The sequence below is a fragment of the Helicobacter pylori genome, assembly GCF_030062585.1.
Classification (GTDB): Bacteria; Campylobacterota; Campylobacteria; order Campylobacterales; family Helicobacteraceae; genus Helicobacter; species Helicobacter pylori_CN.
Map to the genome: position 1 here is coordinate 824,201 of NZ_CP071935.1, position 15,226 is coordinate 839,426.

At 37.6% G+C, this 15,226-nt stretch carries 14 protein-coding genes; 4 read left to right on the top strand and 10 right to left on the bottom strand.

Going from position 1 to position 15,226, the window contains the following annotated elements; all coding sequences use genetic code 11:
• Window positions 1-189: 189 nt before the first annotated feature.
• From J5F42_RS03840 to J5F42_RS03885, 10 genes are all read right to left on the bottom strand, one after another.
• Window positions 190-1,107 carry an outer membrane beta-barrel protein gene (locus J5F42_RS03840; RefSeq protein WP_283491098.1) on the bottom strand — a complete coding sequence of 306 codons (918 nt, stop codon included), beginning with the start codon at window positions 1,105-1,107 and terminating at the stop codon, window positions 190-192.
• A complete protein-coding gene (locus tag J5F42_RS03845; RefSeq protein WP_283491099.1) occupies window positions 1,077-2,063 on the bottom strand; it encodes a tRNA dihydrouridine synthase in 987 nt (328 codons plus the stop codon). The genes J5F42_RS03840 and J5F42_RS03845 overlap by 31 nt, the downstream gene beginning before the upstream one ends.
• A gap of 90 nt (window positions 2,064-2,153) precedes the next feature.
• Window positions 2,154-3,170 carry a tRNA lysidine(34) synthetase TilS gene (gene tilS / locus J5F42_RS03850; RefSeq protein WP_283491100.1) on the bottom strand — a complete coding sequence of 339 codons (1,017 nt, stop codon included), beginning with the start codon at window positions 3,168-3,170 and terminating at the stop codon, window positions 2,154-2,156.
• A 35-nt stretch (window positions 3,171-3,205) separates the two neighbouring features.
• Window positions 3,206-4,273: an HP0729 family protein gene (locus tag J5F42_RS03855; RefSeq protein WP_283491101.1), complete on the bottom strand. Its 1,068-nt coding sequence runs from the start codon at window positions 4,271-4,273 to the stop codon at window positions 3,206-3,208.
• Between the two features lie 8 nt (window positions 4,274-4,281).
• Entirely contained in the window at window positions 4,282-4,587 is a 306-nt protein-coding gene (locus J5F42_RS03860; protein ID WP_346772045.1) for a hypothetical protein, read from the bottom strand.
• 109 nt (window positions 4,588-4,696) lie between these two features.
• Entirely contained in the window at window positions 4,697-6,412 is a 1,716-nt protein-coding gene (locus J5F42_RS03865; protein WP_283491102.1) for a LeoA/HP0731 family dynamin-like GTPase, read from the bottom strand.
• On the bottom strand, window positions 6,412-8,274 hold the full coding sequence (locus tag J5F42_RS03870) for a GTPase family protein (protein WP_283491103.1): 1,863 nt from the start codon (window positions 8,272-8,274) through the stop codon (window positions 6,412-6,414). Before J5F42_RS03870 ends, J5F42_RS03865 begins: the two co-directional genes overlap by 1 nt.
• Window positions 8,275-8,386: 112 nt before the next feature.
• A complete protein-coding gene (gene rimO / locus J5F42_RS03875; RefSeq protein ID WP_097699777.1) occupies window positions 8,387-9,706 on the bottom strand; it encodes a 30S ribosomal protein S12 methylthiotransferase RimO in 1,320 nt (439 codons plus the stop codon).
• A 1-nt stretch (window position 9,707) separates the two neighbouring features.
• The gene (locus J5F42_RS03880) at window positions 9,708-10,169 is read right to left on the bottom strand and encodes a phosphoribosyltransferase (RefSeq protein WP_097699778.1); all 462 of its coding nucleotides are present in this window, start codon (window positions 10,167-10,169) and stop codon (window positions 9,708-9,710) included.
• Window positions 10,170-10,177: 8 nt separating this feature from the next.
• Complete coding sequence (locus tag J5F42_RS03885) at window positions 10,178-11,287, bottom strand: pyridoxal-phosphate-dependent aminotransferase family protein (RefSeq protein WP_097699779.1); 1,110 nt, start codon at window positions 11,285-11,287, stop codon at window positions 10,178-10,180.
• Between the two features lie 146 nt (window positions 11,288-11,433).
• On the opposite strand from J5F42_RS03885, the gene J5F42_RS03890 reads away from it, so the two are divergent.
• The 4 genes from J5F42_RS03890 to J5F42_RS03905 all read left to right on the top strand — a co-directional run bounded on the left by J5F42_RS03890 (window position 11,434) and on the right by J5F42_RS03905 (window position 15,224).
• Window positions 11,434-11,910: a phosphatidylglycerophosphatase A family protein gene (locus J5F42_RS03890; RefSeq protein ID WP_097699780.1), complete on the top strand. Its 477-nt coding sequence runs from the start codon at window positions 11,434-11,436 to the stop codon at window positions 11,908-11,910.
• A 77-nt stretch (window positions 11,911-11,987) separates the two neighbouring features.
• Window positions 11,988-13,031, top strand: coding sequence for a D-alanine--D-alanine ligase (locus J5F42_RS03895; protein ID WP_097699781.1), 1,044 nt, complete (start codon window positions 11,988-11,990; stop codon window positions 13,029-13,031).
• Complete coding sequence (gene estV, locus J5F42_RS03900; protein ID WP_097699782.1) at window positions 13,031-13,756, top strand: lipase EstV; 726 nt, start codon at window positions 13,031-13,033, stop codon at window positions 13,754-13,756. The genes J5F42_RS03895 and estV overlap by 1 nt, the downstream gene beginning before the upstream one ends.
• Window positions 13,743-15,224: a Mur ligase family protein gene (locus tag J5F42_RS03905; protein WP_283491104.1), complete on the top strand. Its 1,482-nt coding sequence runs from the start codon at window positions 13,743-13,745 to the stop codon at window positions 15,222-15,224. Before estV ends, J5F42_RS03905 begins: the two co-directional genes overlap by 14 nt.
• The last annotated feature ends 2 nt before the right edge of the window (window positions 15,225-15,226 follow it).

Consider the following 15,226-nt stretch of genomic DNA (forward strand, 5'->3'; position numbering starts at 1 on the left):
AAGAATATCATGGAGTGATAATATATTTACAATGAACCTAATTTTACTATAAATTGATTGGATTTCAAAAAAAAAAAAAAAAAAGATTTTGGAGTATTTTAATCTATTTATCTTTGAAGCGTTGATTTTTGTAACGATAAAATGATCTTTTGAATTTTATTATCAGTGTTTAATGGGAATAAAGCCAAACTAAAACAAGAACGCGTAGCTGACAAAAACTTCTTTATTCCTAAAAACGCTGAAGTTTTGTCGGATCGTTTGTTGCTGCCACACATTGCTAAAGCCGAAGTTTTTCCAACTTTGCGCGCTCAAGCTATAGTAAGGGATTTTTAACCCCACATTGAAGCGGTTGCGCTTGCCTATATACAAAGAACCCCCAAAATTCACAAAAAACCCCCCACCCGCTGCAAAAAATTTATCATCTTGATGGGTGTTTTGGTTTTTATATTGAGAACTCCATAATATTGCGTATTCCACCCCACCCCCACCAAACACGCCTATTTTAAAAAACAGCATTTTTTCTGTTTTTAAAGCGAGTTTTAAAAGGGTGTCTATGGGGAGATTAACAAACACATTCACGTTCAAACCAAACGCCATGAAATGCCCGTTATTGAAGAGAAAATCTTGAGGGTTTGGGGTTTTTTGCAAATTTAAAGAGCCTTGAGTGTTTGAAGCGCTATCGTAGGTTTTAATCGCGCTTGGGTTATAATTGGCTTGGGATAAAAGGGTATTACCCCCCACTTTTTGACCCAATTGCGCTTTAGCGTATTCTACATCCCCCCACACCCTTAATCCTAAAATATGGTATTTATCAATAGCTATTTCATCGCCTATTTGCCCGGTATAAGACAGGTTTTTACCCCCCTTATAATGGGCTTTTAATTTCTCGCCATAACACACGCTACTAGGGCAAGTGGGGTTGTCTTTATAGGCTTGTTGCCACATGCTTGTGCTCACATTAGCCCCTGTGCCTAGCCTAAAACCCAAATAAATGTGATTTTTCGTTTTAAAAAAAGGCGTTTTTTCAGTGGCATTGCCCCACAAAACCCCCAAACTGGCTAAAAAAACAAGCGCTTTCAAACGCTTTTTTGATTCAATTCTACCCATAATGGCACTTCACTTTGCAACATTTCTTGATTAAAAAATTCCTCTATACTCTCTCGCATGCTCTTTATTTCTGTAAGGGTATTGACGCAGTTGCGAAACGCGCTCGCTTGCATTTCGCCCTTAGCGTAAGCATGCAAATTTTTCCTAAACATGATCACCCCCCTATCCCCATAAAACTCCACCATTTTATCAAAATGTTCTAAAACCAGGTCTTTTTTCACGACTGCGGGCAATTTTGTGGTGTTGTTTCTGATTTGCCAAAATATCCATGGGGCTCTTAAGGCTGCTCGCCCTATCATTAGCCCATCCGCTTGCGTGATTTGCAAAACTTCAAAGGCTTTTTTCACGCTGTCAATTTCGCCATTGGCTATCACCGGCTTTTTTAAAATCCCTTTCATTAAAGCAATACTTTCATAATCTATTTTGTCTTTTTGATACCTATCGCTTCGTGTCCTCCCATGCACCACCACATAATCCACCGGCGCATCATTTAAGGCATGAGCGATTTCTTTAGGGATTTTCTTTTCAAAGCCTAAACGCACTTTCACGCTTGTGATCTTTTTATTGGTGTTTTCTCTAATCACTTTTAAAAGCTTCACTAAGTGGTTTAAATCCTTCAATAACCCGCTCCCGTTACCATGATTAGACACTTTAGGGGCAGGACAACCGCAATTAAAATCAATCCCACTCACATGATCTAAAGCGTTGATTTTCTCCACCGCTTCCTTGACTACGCCCTCTTTAGAGCCTGAAATTTGCGCCATGAAATGATCTTCTAAAAGGGATTTTTCTAACATTTTAGAAGTTTTATCAAACGCATACACCAACGAATGCGAGCTCACCATTTCGCTTGTGGTAACATCCACGCCAAATTTTTTCACCACGCTCCTAAAAGGCAAATCCGTATAGCCTGCTAGAGGGGCTAGAAAAAGCCATTTTTTATTTTTAAAGTCCATCCGCTCTCATATCAAAGTTTTTGCTGTATTTTGACACAATCAAGGTTAAAAAGCGCTTTAAAATTAGCGTTTGATTAAAATCAAGCTTTTTTATAGATTGATTAAACTCTGTTTGAAACGGGTTAAAAAACCATGCGTTGGTTGTTTTAAAAACTCTGCGTATAAAACAGGCCGTAAGCGTTTAGGGATATCCAACCTCCTAGCTCTGTCTTTAAAATCCTTTGGCATGCTTAAAGTTTTTGGGGGTTTAAGAGCGATAAACACATGCTCTTTATCGCTTTCAATGATGAATTTTTGAGCGATTTCTAAGCTAAAAAAATGGCGTTTGATTTCTTCTTTTTGAGAAAAGCTCAACACATACCCCTTTTGCTTTAAGATTTTATCCACCATAAACAGCGCGTTTTGCGAACGCTTAAAAAAAGTGATCCCATGCATTTGTGAAACGGGCATCAAAGGATAAAGCCGCTCTTTTTCTTGATCCAAAAATTTAAAGCTTTGGATAATGCCCTTAGAATAATGTTGCATCAAGGAGTTAGCGTAATTTTTCCTGAAAAAATTGCGTTTGAATTTTAAAGAAGAATTAGAACTATCTTCAAAAAATTCCCGATCTTTAGCAAGCGTTTTAAGGGTTTCTTTAGGGGTGTAGAGTAAGGGGCGAACGATCGCATAAGATTCTCTTTTTTCATAGGCTTGAAAGCTTAAAAGCGTGTTTAATCCAGCACCTTTACTTAATTGCATCAAAAACCATTCCAGTCTGTCATTCAAGTGGTGCGCTAAAATCAAATGTTTGTAAGAATGCTCTTTGATTAGGGTTTCAAAAAAATCATAACGAACTTTTCTCGCTTGCATTTCAAAATTGCGCGCAATCTTTGGAGCGTAATGGATATGGCATTTTTTATGGTGTGTTTTTGCGAGTTTTTGAGCGTGTTGGATGATTTCAAGGCGTTGTTTTTGCGTGTTATAATCCACTAAAGCGATGTCAAAAGCGATGTTTTCTCCAACTAAAAGATGAAACAAGCAAATAGAATCCAACCCACCTGAAAAACCCAATAAATTTTTCCCCTCTCTTAAAGGCTCTAAATAGGTTTTAAAATCTCGCGCTATCAAATCGGTGCTAAACGCATGCTGAATGGGTTGCGCTTTTATGAAGTTTCCTTGTGGATTAAAACGCCTTTGAGTAAGCTCGCGCCTTCTATGCCTAAAATTTCATTCCTGAGTTTTTCCACTTCATTCAAACCTGGAGCTTTTGCGTGAACGGCTTTATTGCGGATGTTTTGAATGAGGCTTAGGCTTTTTGAAAAAGGATAATTGATGAATCTTTTTAAGTTTTCTTCTAAATGGTCTTGGACTTTTTCGTGTTTGAGTAGGAGTTTCATGGTCCCAAGATTGGGCTTTTTAGCGAAAAAATCTTCAAGCGTAAAAGATTTTCCTTGGACTTTATAAACTAAATCATAAAGGCTGGGATCTTTTTTGCAAACCTTTAAAAGAACTTGTTTAGCAAAAGTATAAATTTCGTATTCTAAGGTTTTGGAGTATTTGACGATGATGCTGGTAAAATCATTCAAAAGATCGTTTTCGCTTTGTAAAAGCTCTAATTCTGCATGAATGATGTTATTGATGCTATCAGGGTGTAAGAGGTAAAAAAGCCTTTTGCCAAAAACAAAACGCATGAAATTTTCTTGCATGGTTAAATATTCTTTGCTTTTATACACGCTCAGATAATGTTTTTCATCGCCTAAAAAGTAAGAACGCTCTTCTTTTAACTTAACCGGCAAAGGATAAACATAATTATTCCCATAAATGGCGTAAGTGTGGTTGTTTGGCGCAATGAAATTGGCTAAAAATTGATCCCTTAAAAGGCTGAAGTCTTCCCTGACTAATTCCCTTAAATCGCTGATAATAAAAAAGTCTTCCACTTCCAAATTTTTTTCTTTATAATAACTAGGGATCAAACTCTCATCAATCTCTTTAGAAACCTTTACCACCTTAGCGGCAAATAAATTAGCGTAATCGGTCAAAAAAAGCTGCAAAAAATTTTTTTCGTTGGTGGCTTTGTAAATTTCTTCTAAGGAGTCGTGCTTTTCTTGATCGTTGAGCTTTGATCGGATTTTACCAAAACCCACTTGGGATTTTTCCTGTAAAACGCTTAAATGCTGTTGGATAACATCTTGTTGGTAGTAAGGATTGTAGAGGATTAAAAGGTGGTTCATGCCTTGCCTTACTTTAAGATTTCTTTAAGATTTTGCTTGATCTCATCAGGATTTTGCTCGTATTCTTGGATGAGTTCTTTTAAAATTTCAAACAATTCGTCAAAATCCTGTGGGTATTCTTTCTTAAAACCCACGATCAAATCCAAAGTCTTGCCCGCCTTGTTTGATGGATCGTTTTCGCCCTCAAGAGCGTTTTTTATATCCAAAACCATATTGGCAATGCGAGTGGTTTGCCCAGGGCTTGAAATGCGTTTGAATAAAAAACCCTTAAGCGCGTTTAAAAGCTTAAGAGTTGGGCAAATTTTAGAAAACATCGCTTTTCCTTATTAAAACATTTAAAATGCCGCTTGTTGGATTAGACCGTTTCAAGCTTAGCCAAAAAGCTTTTTTGATGCGTTTTTGAAATTTTAACACAATTTTAGTTCATTCCTCTTCAGGCTCAACATCTATGAAATCTTCGCCCTTGATAAAATCTTCGCCAGTTTGAATCCATTTTTCCAGTCCTTGAGCGCACTCTTGCGTTTTTTTAACGCTTTCTTCGCATGCTTGAATGCATTTTTCTAGTTCAAACACGCTCGGAAAACATGTTTGTTTGAATCTGGTTTCATCGTTGATGAGATCTAAGATTTCTTGTTTTTGTCCGTCAAAATTAGATTTCATTTCTCCTTTAGCTTTTTCAAGTTTTTCTATTTTTTGGCTTTCTTTCCAAGAATCCCACACTTCAAAAGCAAGACCGATAAGCGGTAAAGCTTTGTTTATGTTGCCTGCCAAGTTTACAGCACCCCAAGGTTTGAATTTCAAAGCCAAATCTATGCCCACAAATTTTCCCGTAGCCACTAGCGCGTCTCTAGCCAGTTTAATGTTAGTTGCATTGATGAACCCGCTTTGATTTAAAAAATTGATTCCAATTTTCCCCAATGTTCCGGCATGTTTTTCAAAAAAACTCATATCGGCATTAAAACCAGTTTCAATTTTAGCCATTTCATTGAAAATCCCTTGCGTTTGTTTTTCAAATGCATTTTGGACTCTTGTGTCTATATTGATACCTTTATCACCTATTTCTCTAATAGCAAAATCATTAAAGGTTTCTAGGCTGGTGCCAGAAACTTGAAGGATGAGATCGCTAAAATACCTTATTATAAATTCTTTTAAATGAATACGGGCTTGAGAAATTTCTTTATTTAAATCTTGAATATCCTTTCGCCTTTTTTCAATCATTCTATTCAAATATTCCATTTCTCTATTAATATCTTGCAACGCTTGTTTTGCGGGCGACATTTGCCTATAGATAACATCTTGAATGACGCTTTTTTTGGCTTCTTCTATGATGGTTAATTTACCGCCATTTTCTTTAATCTTTTTTTGAGTCGCGTCTTGCAAAGTTTTGATGTGTGAGAGTTTTTGGAATTCTTCTTTATGCTTTAGCCAGTGTTCCACCCCCAAATCAAAAGGGTTTGCTGCAACAGCGACAATAATCAAACTTTCTTTTTCTTCTTCGCTTAAAGAAATCAAATCATTCAGTCGGCTTTGGATGTTTTCTTTTTTAATCTTAAATCTTTTGTTGTAATCTTCTTCATCTTCAATATCCGCTTCTTCATCAAAACGGCTGATGACAAAGATCGTCCTGGATAAAAGATTGAGCGTCCTAAACAACCAGTTCAAGTCGTCCTTATGGCTTTCTTTGATGGGGTTTGACGGGTTGAGCGCGTATAAAATGAGATGGGCTTCGCTGATATATTTTTTTGTAATATCTTTATAGCGTTCTATTTTGCCGCTATCAGTTATTTTTTCTTTAAACCCGAATAGTCCCGGGGTGTCAACCAGCTCCATTTCATCATCTATGTTATAGATTTTAACTTCATCGCTGGATTCTCTGTGGTCTATCTTCATGCTCTCATCTAGCCGCTCGATCCAAGCTGCCGCTATGGATGTTTTCCCTTCAGAAAAACCTCCCACTAAAGCCACTTTCAGTTTTTGACCAGAAACATCTTTAATCGCATTACGGATCTTGTCTTTGAGAGACTCTTCAACCTTGATGCCGTATTCTTCCCCAGTATGGACAAAATCAAGTAATTTTTTAAGAATTTCTTGATTCCTCTTTTGGTTTCTTTTAAATTGTTCTAGCGTTTCATTCTTCATTAGCATGCTCCTTGTTTTGATATTGTTAGATTGATGCTATGAGAGATGTATCCTAATTTTTCATGGGCTTCTTTCAATTGTCCTTTCATGCGTTCGTAATTATCAACAGGTCTAATATTGGCTTTGAGTTTTCCAATCTTTTCCCATATGTCTTTTTTGCGACTTTCAAGTCGGCTTTTCACATCCTGCACAATTTTTTCACAAATTTGATATAAATTCTTATCCACTTCTTTTTTTTGTTGGGATCTTTGATATCTTGAACTAAAAAAGCTCCAGATTGATCTAGCTATTCCAACTAATCCTGTAATAATCCCTGCAGTCAGAGCAAGCCAACCCATAGGACTCCAAGCGTTAAATATCCCAAGCAAACCCAAACCTCCTATTGAAGCGGCTAATTTTGTTCCATCAATACCGCTATCAGTATCAAAATTAAGATTAAAGCCTCTATCAATACTGATGCGCTCTAACATTGCTAGAGAATCTTTAATTCTGTATTCAAGTTGTTTAATAGCTTCTTTTATCTCTCCATCAAATCGTTTCTCACATTCTCTAAACCGCCATTTTATGTCTTCATGCAATGTTTCAATTCCTTGAATGAGTTCATTTTTAAAAATTTCTTTACATTCCTCATCTTCAATATTTTTGTTAATATGCACATACATTTTTTCTCTCAAGTCAGATTTGAATTGATCGATTTCGTAGAACGCTGAGTTGGTTAAATTTAATATAAATTTTTCTGTAGAACGATCCAGATTATAGCGGGCTTCTTGTTGGTGTTCTTGTGTTTCTTTAATCATTGGATCGATCCGTTTCTCAATCGTGGTTTTTATCGCTTTTTGCAATTGTTCTACCACTTTTAAGGCTTTATTGCAGTTTGATTGAATGATTTTGGCACGCGAGTTTTTAAGAAGCTCTTCGGCTATAAATTCTGCTAATGGTTTGAAATGGGATTGATACAATAATTTTCCTGCTTTAAAATCTTTTAAAAATTTTTGTTTCTTTTCATAAAAATCAGTCCCTGGAATCAAAGCTTGCGCAAGGCCATAAAAAGCCATTTGGGCGCTGACTATTTGATGTCCCATGTAGTGTTTGCCTAAAATATTTTTCATCTCTTTATTTAAAATTTTTAAGCTTCCTTTTTCGTTTTCATTAATAAGCCCATCTTTTAAGGCTCTTGGGCTATTAATCGGTTTGTTGAAAATCGCCCATACCTCTGTTTGCGAATCAAGCTGTTTTTGGATTTTTTCAATCGTTCCCCTTTTCCCTTCTTCTCCTTTTTGCGGAGGATTAGGCGTTTTGGTAACATAAAAAATAGCATGGGCTTTTTGCGTTGCGTTAGAAATCTGATCAATCGCTTTTTGTTCGTCGCCTTCTATCCCTGGAACATCCAGCAAAGTAAAGGTTTGATGGTTGTATTGGAAAGAATAAGATCGCGTTTTTGAAGTGAAATCGCTCCTCCCATCGCCTATGATCGCTCCATCTTGCAATGAATGGAGTTCGTTTAAAATAGCTTGTCTTTTGCGTTCATCATTTTGATAGTTATTTTGGTAATTGGAATAAAGCCGCTTGAATCGTTCTTGTTGAACTACTTTGCTTTGTTCTTTAAAAAACAGCCTCAAACATTCAATGAGGGTTGATTTCCCCGCACCGGTTTCCCCATAAAAAGCAATGGTAAAATTTTCCCATTCTTCATTATTTTTTAAACTTTCAAGCTCTTTTAAACTTTTAAGTTCTAATTCTTGAAACACCTCCAACGCTTCTTGGTTGAATTTCTTTAGTTTTTCATCTTTATCATCAGTGTTTTTAAAAATACTTTGAAGATCTTCAATACTCTTTTCTACGCCAAGATAAATGCTTTTCATTTTGCATGCCTCAAGCGGATTTTTCTCGTGCATTTTAACAAAAAAAAAAAAAAACGCAAACCCCCACCCTCTAACCACGCTCTAACCGTGCTTTTAGCCTTATGGCTAGCTTTTAAAAAGGGCTTAAAACCTTAGCGAGTAAGATATTGTCTTTAAACGCGCTGGGCACAATCGTGTAATGCCCGGGTTGTAAAGGGGTGGTTAGTTCGCTGTCATTGATTAAAATTTCCCCATCCACTTCAGGCGCCCACCTGAGATCCCTTGCTTTGTAAAAATACTCGCCCTCTTTATGTTCCACTAACGCCTTGATGGGCTTATTCAATAAAGCCTTAAAAGAATGGTTTTGGTGTTTTAAAGCGATTTTATTCAAGGCTTTGATGCGGGCGTTGATGATTTTTTTAGGCACTTTCTCTAAAGAATAGGCATGCGTGTTTTCTTCCGCGCTGAAAGCAAAAATATTCAATCTATCAAACTGGAACTCGTCTAAAAACGCGCTCAATTCTTCAAATTCACCCTCATTCTCTTCTGGATGCCCTACAATGATCGTGCTTCTTATAAAGCTTTCTTTAACCTGCTTCATGGCATCTAAAAGCTTTAAATGGTGCGCTTGGCTGGAGTTGCGCCGCATCTTTTTAAGCATGGAATCGCTGATATGTTGGATGGGCATGTCAAAATAATTTTGAAAAATAAGCGAGTCTTCAATCGCGCCAATCAGCTCTAAAGTGGTGCTAGAGGGGTAGAGGTATAGAATGCGAGCGCTTTTTAAGGCTTGTTGTTTGTCAATCGCTCTAATGAGCTGGATCAAGCCGTCTTTTTGCCCCTTATCGTATAAAAATGAGCTGGAGTCTTGAGCGATAAAAGTCATATCCTTATAGCCTTTAAGGGCTAGATCCTCCACTTCTTTTAAAATGGAGTCTAATTCTCTGCTTTGCAATTTCCCCTTAAAGCTAGGGATAGCGCAAAAAGAGCATTTTTGGTTACAACCCTCAGAAATTTTAACATAAGCATGCACGCTAGAACCTGTGATGATGCGCGCGTTATAATGCTCGCTTAAAAACACTTGCTCGCTGAATTGGTTTTGTTTTTTAGCGATTAAAATATCAATTTTGTCATAATCCCCCACACCGGTAAAAATATCCACTTCAGGGATCAGCTCTTTGATTTCATCTTTATAGCGCTCGCTCAAGCACCCGCTCGCAATCAAAATCGCCCCCTCTTTTTTGTCTTTAGCGGCGTTGAGAATGGTTTGGATACTCTCTTGTTTGGCGCTTTCAATAAACCCGCAAGTGTTGATCAAAATCACATCGGCGTTTTTAGCGTCATTAGTGAGCGTGTAATTATAAAGCTTGCCTAACATCACTTCTGAATCCACCAGGTTTTTAGAGCAACCTAATGAGATCAAGCAGAGTTGTTTGTTTTCTTTAACTTGCATGTCAGTGGCTTTTTAAGTTTTTCAGATCCACTTCCCAAAAGAAATCAATCCATTCAGGAGCGTCTTTTAAGAATGCGTCAGCTTTGTATTTCGCACTTGTTTTTTGGAACAAACTCGCACTATAAAACTTTTTATCAGGGTGTTTGTCTTGTAGCACTTTAAGCACCGCTTCTAAAGAATTACCGCTATCTACGATTTCATCTACCACCAAAATGGTTTTTAGACGCTCTTTGATCGTGGGGGTATTTTCAATTTTTAGGGCGTTTTGTCGCTTGGTGGTGTCATAAGAAATCGCATTGATTCCATAAACTTCCCTTAAATCCCAGTGCAAACTCAAAAAATGCGTCAAAGTCATGCCCCCTCGCATCACGCACACAAGGGCTTCTGGAACTCCGCAAATTCGCTCCACTTGTTTAGCTAACTCCAAGCTGTCTTTTAAAAAGGCTTCATAAGAATAATGCATTGTGATCCTTAAATTTCGTAATATTGCTTCAAAAAGGTTGCATTCGCCGCACCGTCAAATTCCCTTAAATTCAAATCGTTTAGGGCTAATTCTAGGGCGTTTAAGGCGTAGGCGGTTTTATAGACAGGAATGATCCCCATGTGGTTGATGCGAATGAGCGCGTCTTTATAAGGCTCTTGACCGGGCGCAAATTGCACCTGGTATTTTTCTTTCAAAAGATTTCGCAATTCTTTGGCATGCTCATTAACAATCGTTGTCATGCTCAAGCTCGGGCTTTTAGGGAAAATCTTTAAACCGAGCGCTAAAACGGCTTTTTGAGTGGCTAAAGCGACTCGTTTAGTCTCTTGATAGAGCGCTTCAAAGCCCCCTAAATTTTGCACCAATTCAAAATAGCGCTGCAACCCTAAAGTGTGTAAAATAGGAGCGGTGTAGCTTGTGGTGTTGTTTCTTTGGTTTTTCAATTCGCTCTTTAAATTGAAATAAAACCCCACATCGCGTTCTTCTATGCGATCAATCGCCTTTTGGCTCAATGCGACTAGGCTCATCGCAGGAGGCAACATGAACGCTTTTTGACTCCCTCCAATGAGCGCATCCACATGCGTTATTTCTAAAGGCTCAACCCCTAAAGCGGTGATAGCATCTACTATCACAAAAACATTCGGGTTAGTTTCTTTGATCGCTTGAGCGATTTTTTCTACAGGGTGTCGTAACCCCCCACTAGACTCGCATGCTTGAATGCAAAACGCATCAATGTTAGGGTTGGCTTTAAGTGTATTTAGTATTTCATCCACTTGAGCCGGTGTGTCCCATTCATAGACTAATTCATGGGCTTTGATAAAATGGGCTTTAGCGATCTTGCCAAACCTTTCGCCAAACTTGCCCGCATTAACAAAAAGCAACTCTTTTTGACACAAGGAAATCACACTCGCTTCCATAGCCCCCGTCCCGCTGCTATTTAAAAGCAAAACTTCTTCTAAACCGGTCATTTTTTTTAAATTTTCTCGCACGCTTTGGAAAATCTTTTCAAAATCTTTAGTGCGGTGGTGGGGCATTGGCTGAGAAAAGCTTGAACGCATCTCTTCATTAATGGCTACAGGGCCTGGAGTGAAAAGCAACATTAAAATTAACCTTTAATTTTTGAGAGAATTTAAAAGTTATCATACTAAAACGCGCTTAAAATTAAGCCTTATTGTTTAAGAAAATCGCTTTTTAATGCAAATAAAATGCTAAAATGCCATGATTTAAAAAGAATTTAAGGCAATGATTGGATAAATTTAGTCTTCGCGCGTGTTTTTTAACCCTTTTTTTTAGCGGGTATTCTAAAAAAGCTCCTGGAACGATAGGGAGTTTAGTAGCGTTGTTACTGGGCTTACCTATTTTAATTTTTTCGGCTAACACTTTGTTTTTAGGGGCGATTTTTGTTGGGCTTATCGCTATCGCTCAAATAGACAAGGAAGAAGAAGAGACTAAGATTCATGACAGCTCTTACATTGTGATAGACGAATTAGTGGGCATGTGGCTTGCGATGGCGATTAGCGGGTTATCGTTAGCGGGCGTGGTTTTGAGTTTTATCTTTTTTAGGATCTATGATATCACTAAGCCCTCACTCATTGGCAAAATAGACAAAGAAGTTAAAGGGGGCTTAGGGGTGGTGGCTGATGACGCTTTAGCGGGCATTTTAGCCGGATTGAGTGCGTTATTAGTCATCAGTGTTTTAGAATTTTTTAACATTAAACTTTAATTTTAAGAAAATTCAAAAGCCTTTTTTTAGGTAAATATAGATAGACTTTATTGCAATCGTTTTCAGGGAGTTTGATCGTGGAGTTTTGCGTTTTATTTGGTGGGGCGAGTTTTGAGCATGAAATCAGCATTGTGAGCGCGATCGCGCTTAAAGGAGTGTTAAAAGATAGGATTAAATATTTTATTTTTTTAGATGAAAACCATCATTTTTATTTGATTGAAGAATCCAACATGCATTCAAAATACTTCGCTCAAATCAAAGAAAAAAAATTACCCCCCCTAATCCTCACGCATAATGGCTTGCTCAAAAACTCGTTTTTAGGCGCTAAGATTATAGAATTGCCTTTAGTGATCAATCTTGTGCATGGGGGCGATGGCGAAGACGGGAAATTAGCGAGCTTGTTAGAATTTTATCGTATCGCTTTCATAGGCCCTAGAATTGAAGCGAGCGTGCTGAGTTACAACAAGTATTTAACCAAGCTTTACGCTAAAGATTTAGGAATAAAGGCTTTAAATTATATTCTTTTGAATGAAAAAAACCGCGCTAACGCCCTGGATTTGATTGGGTTTAATTTCCCTTTCATCATCAAGCCCAGTAACGCCGGGAGCTCCTTAGGGGTGAGTGTTGTGAAAGAAGAAAAAGAATTGATTTACGCTTTGGACAGCGCGTTTGAATATTCTAAAGAGGTCTTAATAGAGCCTTTCATTCAGGGCGTGAAAGAATACAATTTAGCCGGCTGTAAGATCAAAAAGGATTTTTGTTTTTCCTATATTGAAGAGCCTAACAAACAGGAATTTTTAGATTTCAAACAAAAATATTTGGATTTTTCACGCACCAAAGCCCCTAAAGCGAACCTTTCTAACGCCCTAGAAGAACAATTAAAAGAAAATTTTAAAAAACTCTATAACGATTTGTTTGATGGCGCGATCATCCGTTGCGATTTTTTTGTCATAGAAAATGAAGTGTATCTCAATGAGATCAACCCCATTCCTGGCAGTTTGGCCAATTATTTGTTTGATGATTTTAAAACAACGCTAGAAAATTTAGCGCAATCATTACCCAAAACCCCTAAAATCCAAATCAAAAACTCTTATTTGTTGCAAATCCAAAAGAATAAGTAATGGCTAAACGCAGTATCGCTTATTTGGATAGCGTTTTTGACATTTCCTACACTTTTATAGACCACCATAGCCCTTTAAACGCCTTGTTTTTGCATGGCTGGGGGAGTTCTAAAGAAATCATGCAACAAGCGTTTCAAGGCTGTTTTTTAAATTACAACCATTTGTATGTGGATTTGCCCGGCTTCAATCAAAGCCCTAACGATGAAAAAGTTTTAGAAACTAAAGATTATGCTAATATCATCAACCTGTTCTTAAAAAGCGTGGGTAAAAAAGCGCATGTCGTTTTTGGGCATAGCTTTGGAGGGAAAGTAGCGATCTTGTGTGAAAACGAACGGATGGTTTTATTGAGCAGCGCTGGGATCTTAGAGCCAAAACCCTTAAAAGTGCGTTGTAAAATCCTTTTAGCTAAAATCTTTAAAAAACTAGGTTTGAATTTAGGGTTTTTGAGGAGTAAGGACGCTATGGGGCTTAATCAAGCGATGTATGAAACCTTTAAAAAAGTAGTTAGCGAAGACTTTAGCGAGCATTTCAAACGATGCGAGAAAGAAGTTTTATTATTTTGGGGTAAAGATGATAAAGCAACCCCCTTAAGCTCCGCTCAAAAAATGCAAACCTTATTGAAAAAGAGCGCCTTATTTGTTTTAGAAGGGGATCATTTCTTTTTTTTAAACCAAGCAAAAGAGATTGAAAAACTAGTGGAGAATCATTATCATGCAAAGTCTTAGTTGGCTGAATTTAGCGTTTCGTTGGCTCTTTATAACAGGGCTTGGCTATTATATAATGACTTTATTGCAATGGTATCATTACAGCGTGTTCAGGATTTTAACCAAGCACCATAAAATGCGTTGGCATGGGATTTATTTTTTATTGCCTTTAGGGGTGTTTATCCTATCGTATGCTTTCAAAATGCCGTTTGTTTTTGATTTCTTTTGTGGCGTGATTCAAATGCCCATGCTCATTATCTGGGCCAAACGCAACGACAAGCCTTTAGTTTTCACGCCAAGGGTGAAGCGCTTTTTCATCTTCTTATTACTCTTTTTAATCTTGCATGAAATCTTAAATACAGAATTAGTCCCTTTGGATGGGATTTCACTCGTGCTTGGCTGTTTGTGTTTGTTTATATTCGTTTTAAGCGCTTCTTTAATCTTTGAAAAAGCCTTATCCAAGCAGTATTTGCAAACCGCTAAAGATAAAATCGCCTCTTTAAAAAATTTAAAAGTCATCGCCATTACCGGAAGCTTTGGGAAAACCAGCACCAAAAATTTCTTGCTTCAAATCTTACAAACCACATTCAACGTGCACGCAAGCCCCAAAAGCGTCAATACCCTTTTAGGGCTTGCGAATGATATTAACCAGAATTTAGACAATAAGAGCGAAATCTATATCGCTGAAGCCGGGGCAAGGAATAAGGGCGATATTAAAGAAATCACCCGCCTTATTGAACCACACCTTGCCGTGGTCGCAGAAGTGGGCGAACAGCATTTAGAATATTTTAAAACTTTAGAAAATATTTGCGAGACTAAAGCGGAATTATTGGATTCCAAACGCTTAGAAAAAGCCTTTTGTTACTCTGTGGAAAAAATCAAGCCCTATGCCCCTAAAGATAGCCCTTTAATAAATGTTTCTAGCCTGGTTAAAAACATCCAATCCACTTTAAAAGGCACTTCTTTTGAAATGCTTTTAGATAGCGTTTGGGAAAGATTTGAAACAAAGGTTTTAGGGGAATTTAGTGCTTATAATATCGCTTCAGCCATTTTAATCGCTAAGCATTTAGGCTTAGAGACCGAAAGGATCAAACGGCTTGTTTTGGAACTCAACCCTATCGCCCATCGTTTGCAACTTTTGGAAGTGAATCAAAAAATCATCATAGACGATAGCTTTAATGGGAATTTAAAGGGCATGTTAGAGGGCATTCGTTTAGCGAGTTTGCACAAAGGGCGTAAAGTCATCGTAACACCAGGATTAGTGGAAAGCAATACAGAAAGTAATGAGGCTTTAGCGCAAAAAATAGACGAGGTTTTTGATGTCGCTATCATCACAGGGGAGTTGAATTCCAAAACGATTGCTTCACGATTGAAAACCCCCCAAAAAATCTTACTCAAGGATAAGGCGCAATTGGAAAATATCTTACAAGCCACCACGATTCAAGGCGATTTGATTTTATTCGCTAATGATGCCCCTAATTACATTTAGGA

Excerpts from the sequence above, each read along its gene's own strand:
- J5F42_RS03880 (WP_097699778.1), bottom strand. The coding sequence starts at position 10,169 with ATGCATTATTCTTATGAAGCCTTTTTAAAAGACAGCTTGGAGTTAGCT.
- J5F42_RS03865 (WP_283491102.1), bottom strand. The coding sequence starts at position 6,412 with ATGAAGAATGAAACGCTAGAACAATTTAAAAGAAACCAAAAGAGGAAT.
- J5F42_RS03870 (WP_283491103.1), bottom strand. The coding sequence starts at position 8,274 with ATGAAAAGCATTTATCTTGGCGTAGAAAAGAGTATTGAAGATCTTCAA.
- estV (WP_097699782.1), top strand. The coding sequence starts at position 13,031 with ATGGCTAAACGCAGTATCGCTTATTTGGATAGCGTTTTTGACATTTCC.
- J5F42_RS03885 (WP_097699779.1), bottom strand. The coding sequence starts at position 11,287 with ATGTTGCTTTTCACTCCAGGCCCTGTAGCCATTAATGAAGAGATGCGT.
- J5F42_RS03855 (WP_283491101.1), bottom strand. The coding sequence starts at position 4,273 with ATGAACCACCTTTTAATCCTCTACAATCCTTACTACCAACAAGATGTT.
- J5F42_RS03840 (WP_283491098.1), bottom strand. The coding sequence starts at position 1,107 with ATGGGTAGAATTGAATCAAAAAAGCGTTTGAAAGCGCTTGTTTTTTTA.
- J5F42_RS03905 (WP_283491104.1), top strand. The coding sequence starts at position 13,743 with ATGCAAAGTCTTAGTTGGCTGAATTTAGCGTTTCGTTGGCTCTTTATA.
- J5F42_RS03845 (WP_283491099.1), bottom strand. The coding sequence starts at position 2,063 with ATGGACTTTAAAAATAAAAAATGGCTTTTTCTAGCCCCTCTAGCAGGC.
- rimO (WP_097699777.1), bottom strand. The coding sequence starts at position 9,706 with ATGCAAGTTAAAGAAAACAAACAACTCTGCTTGATCTCATTAGGTTGC.
- J5F42_RS03860 (WP_346772045.1), bottom strand. The coding sequence starts at position 4,587 with ATGTTTTCTAAAATTTGCCCAACTCTTAAGCTTTTAAACGCGCTTAAG.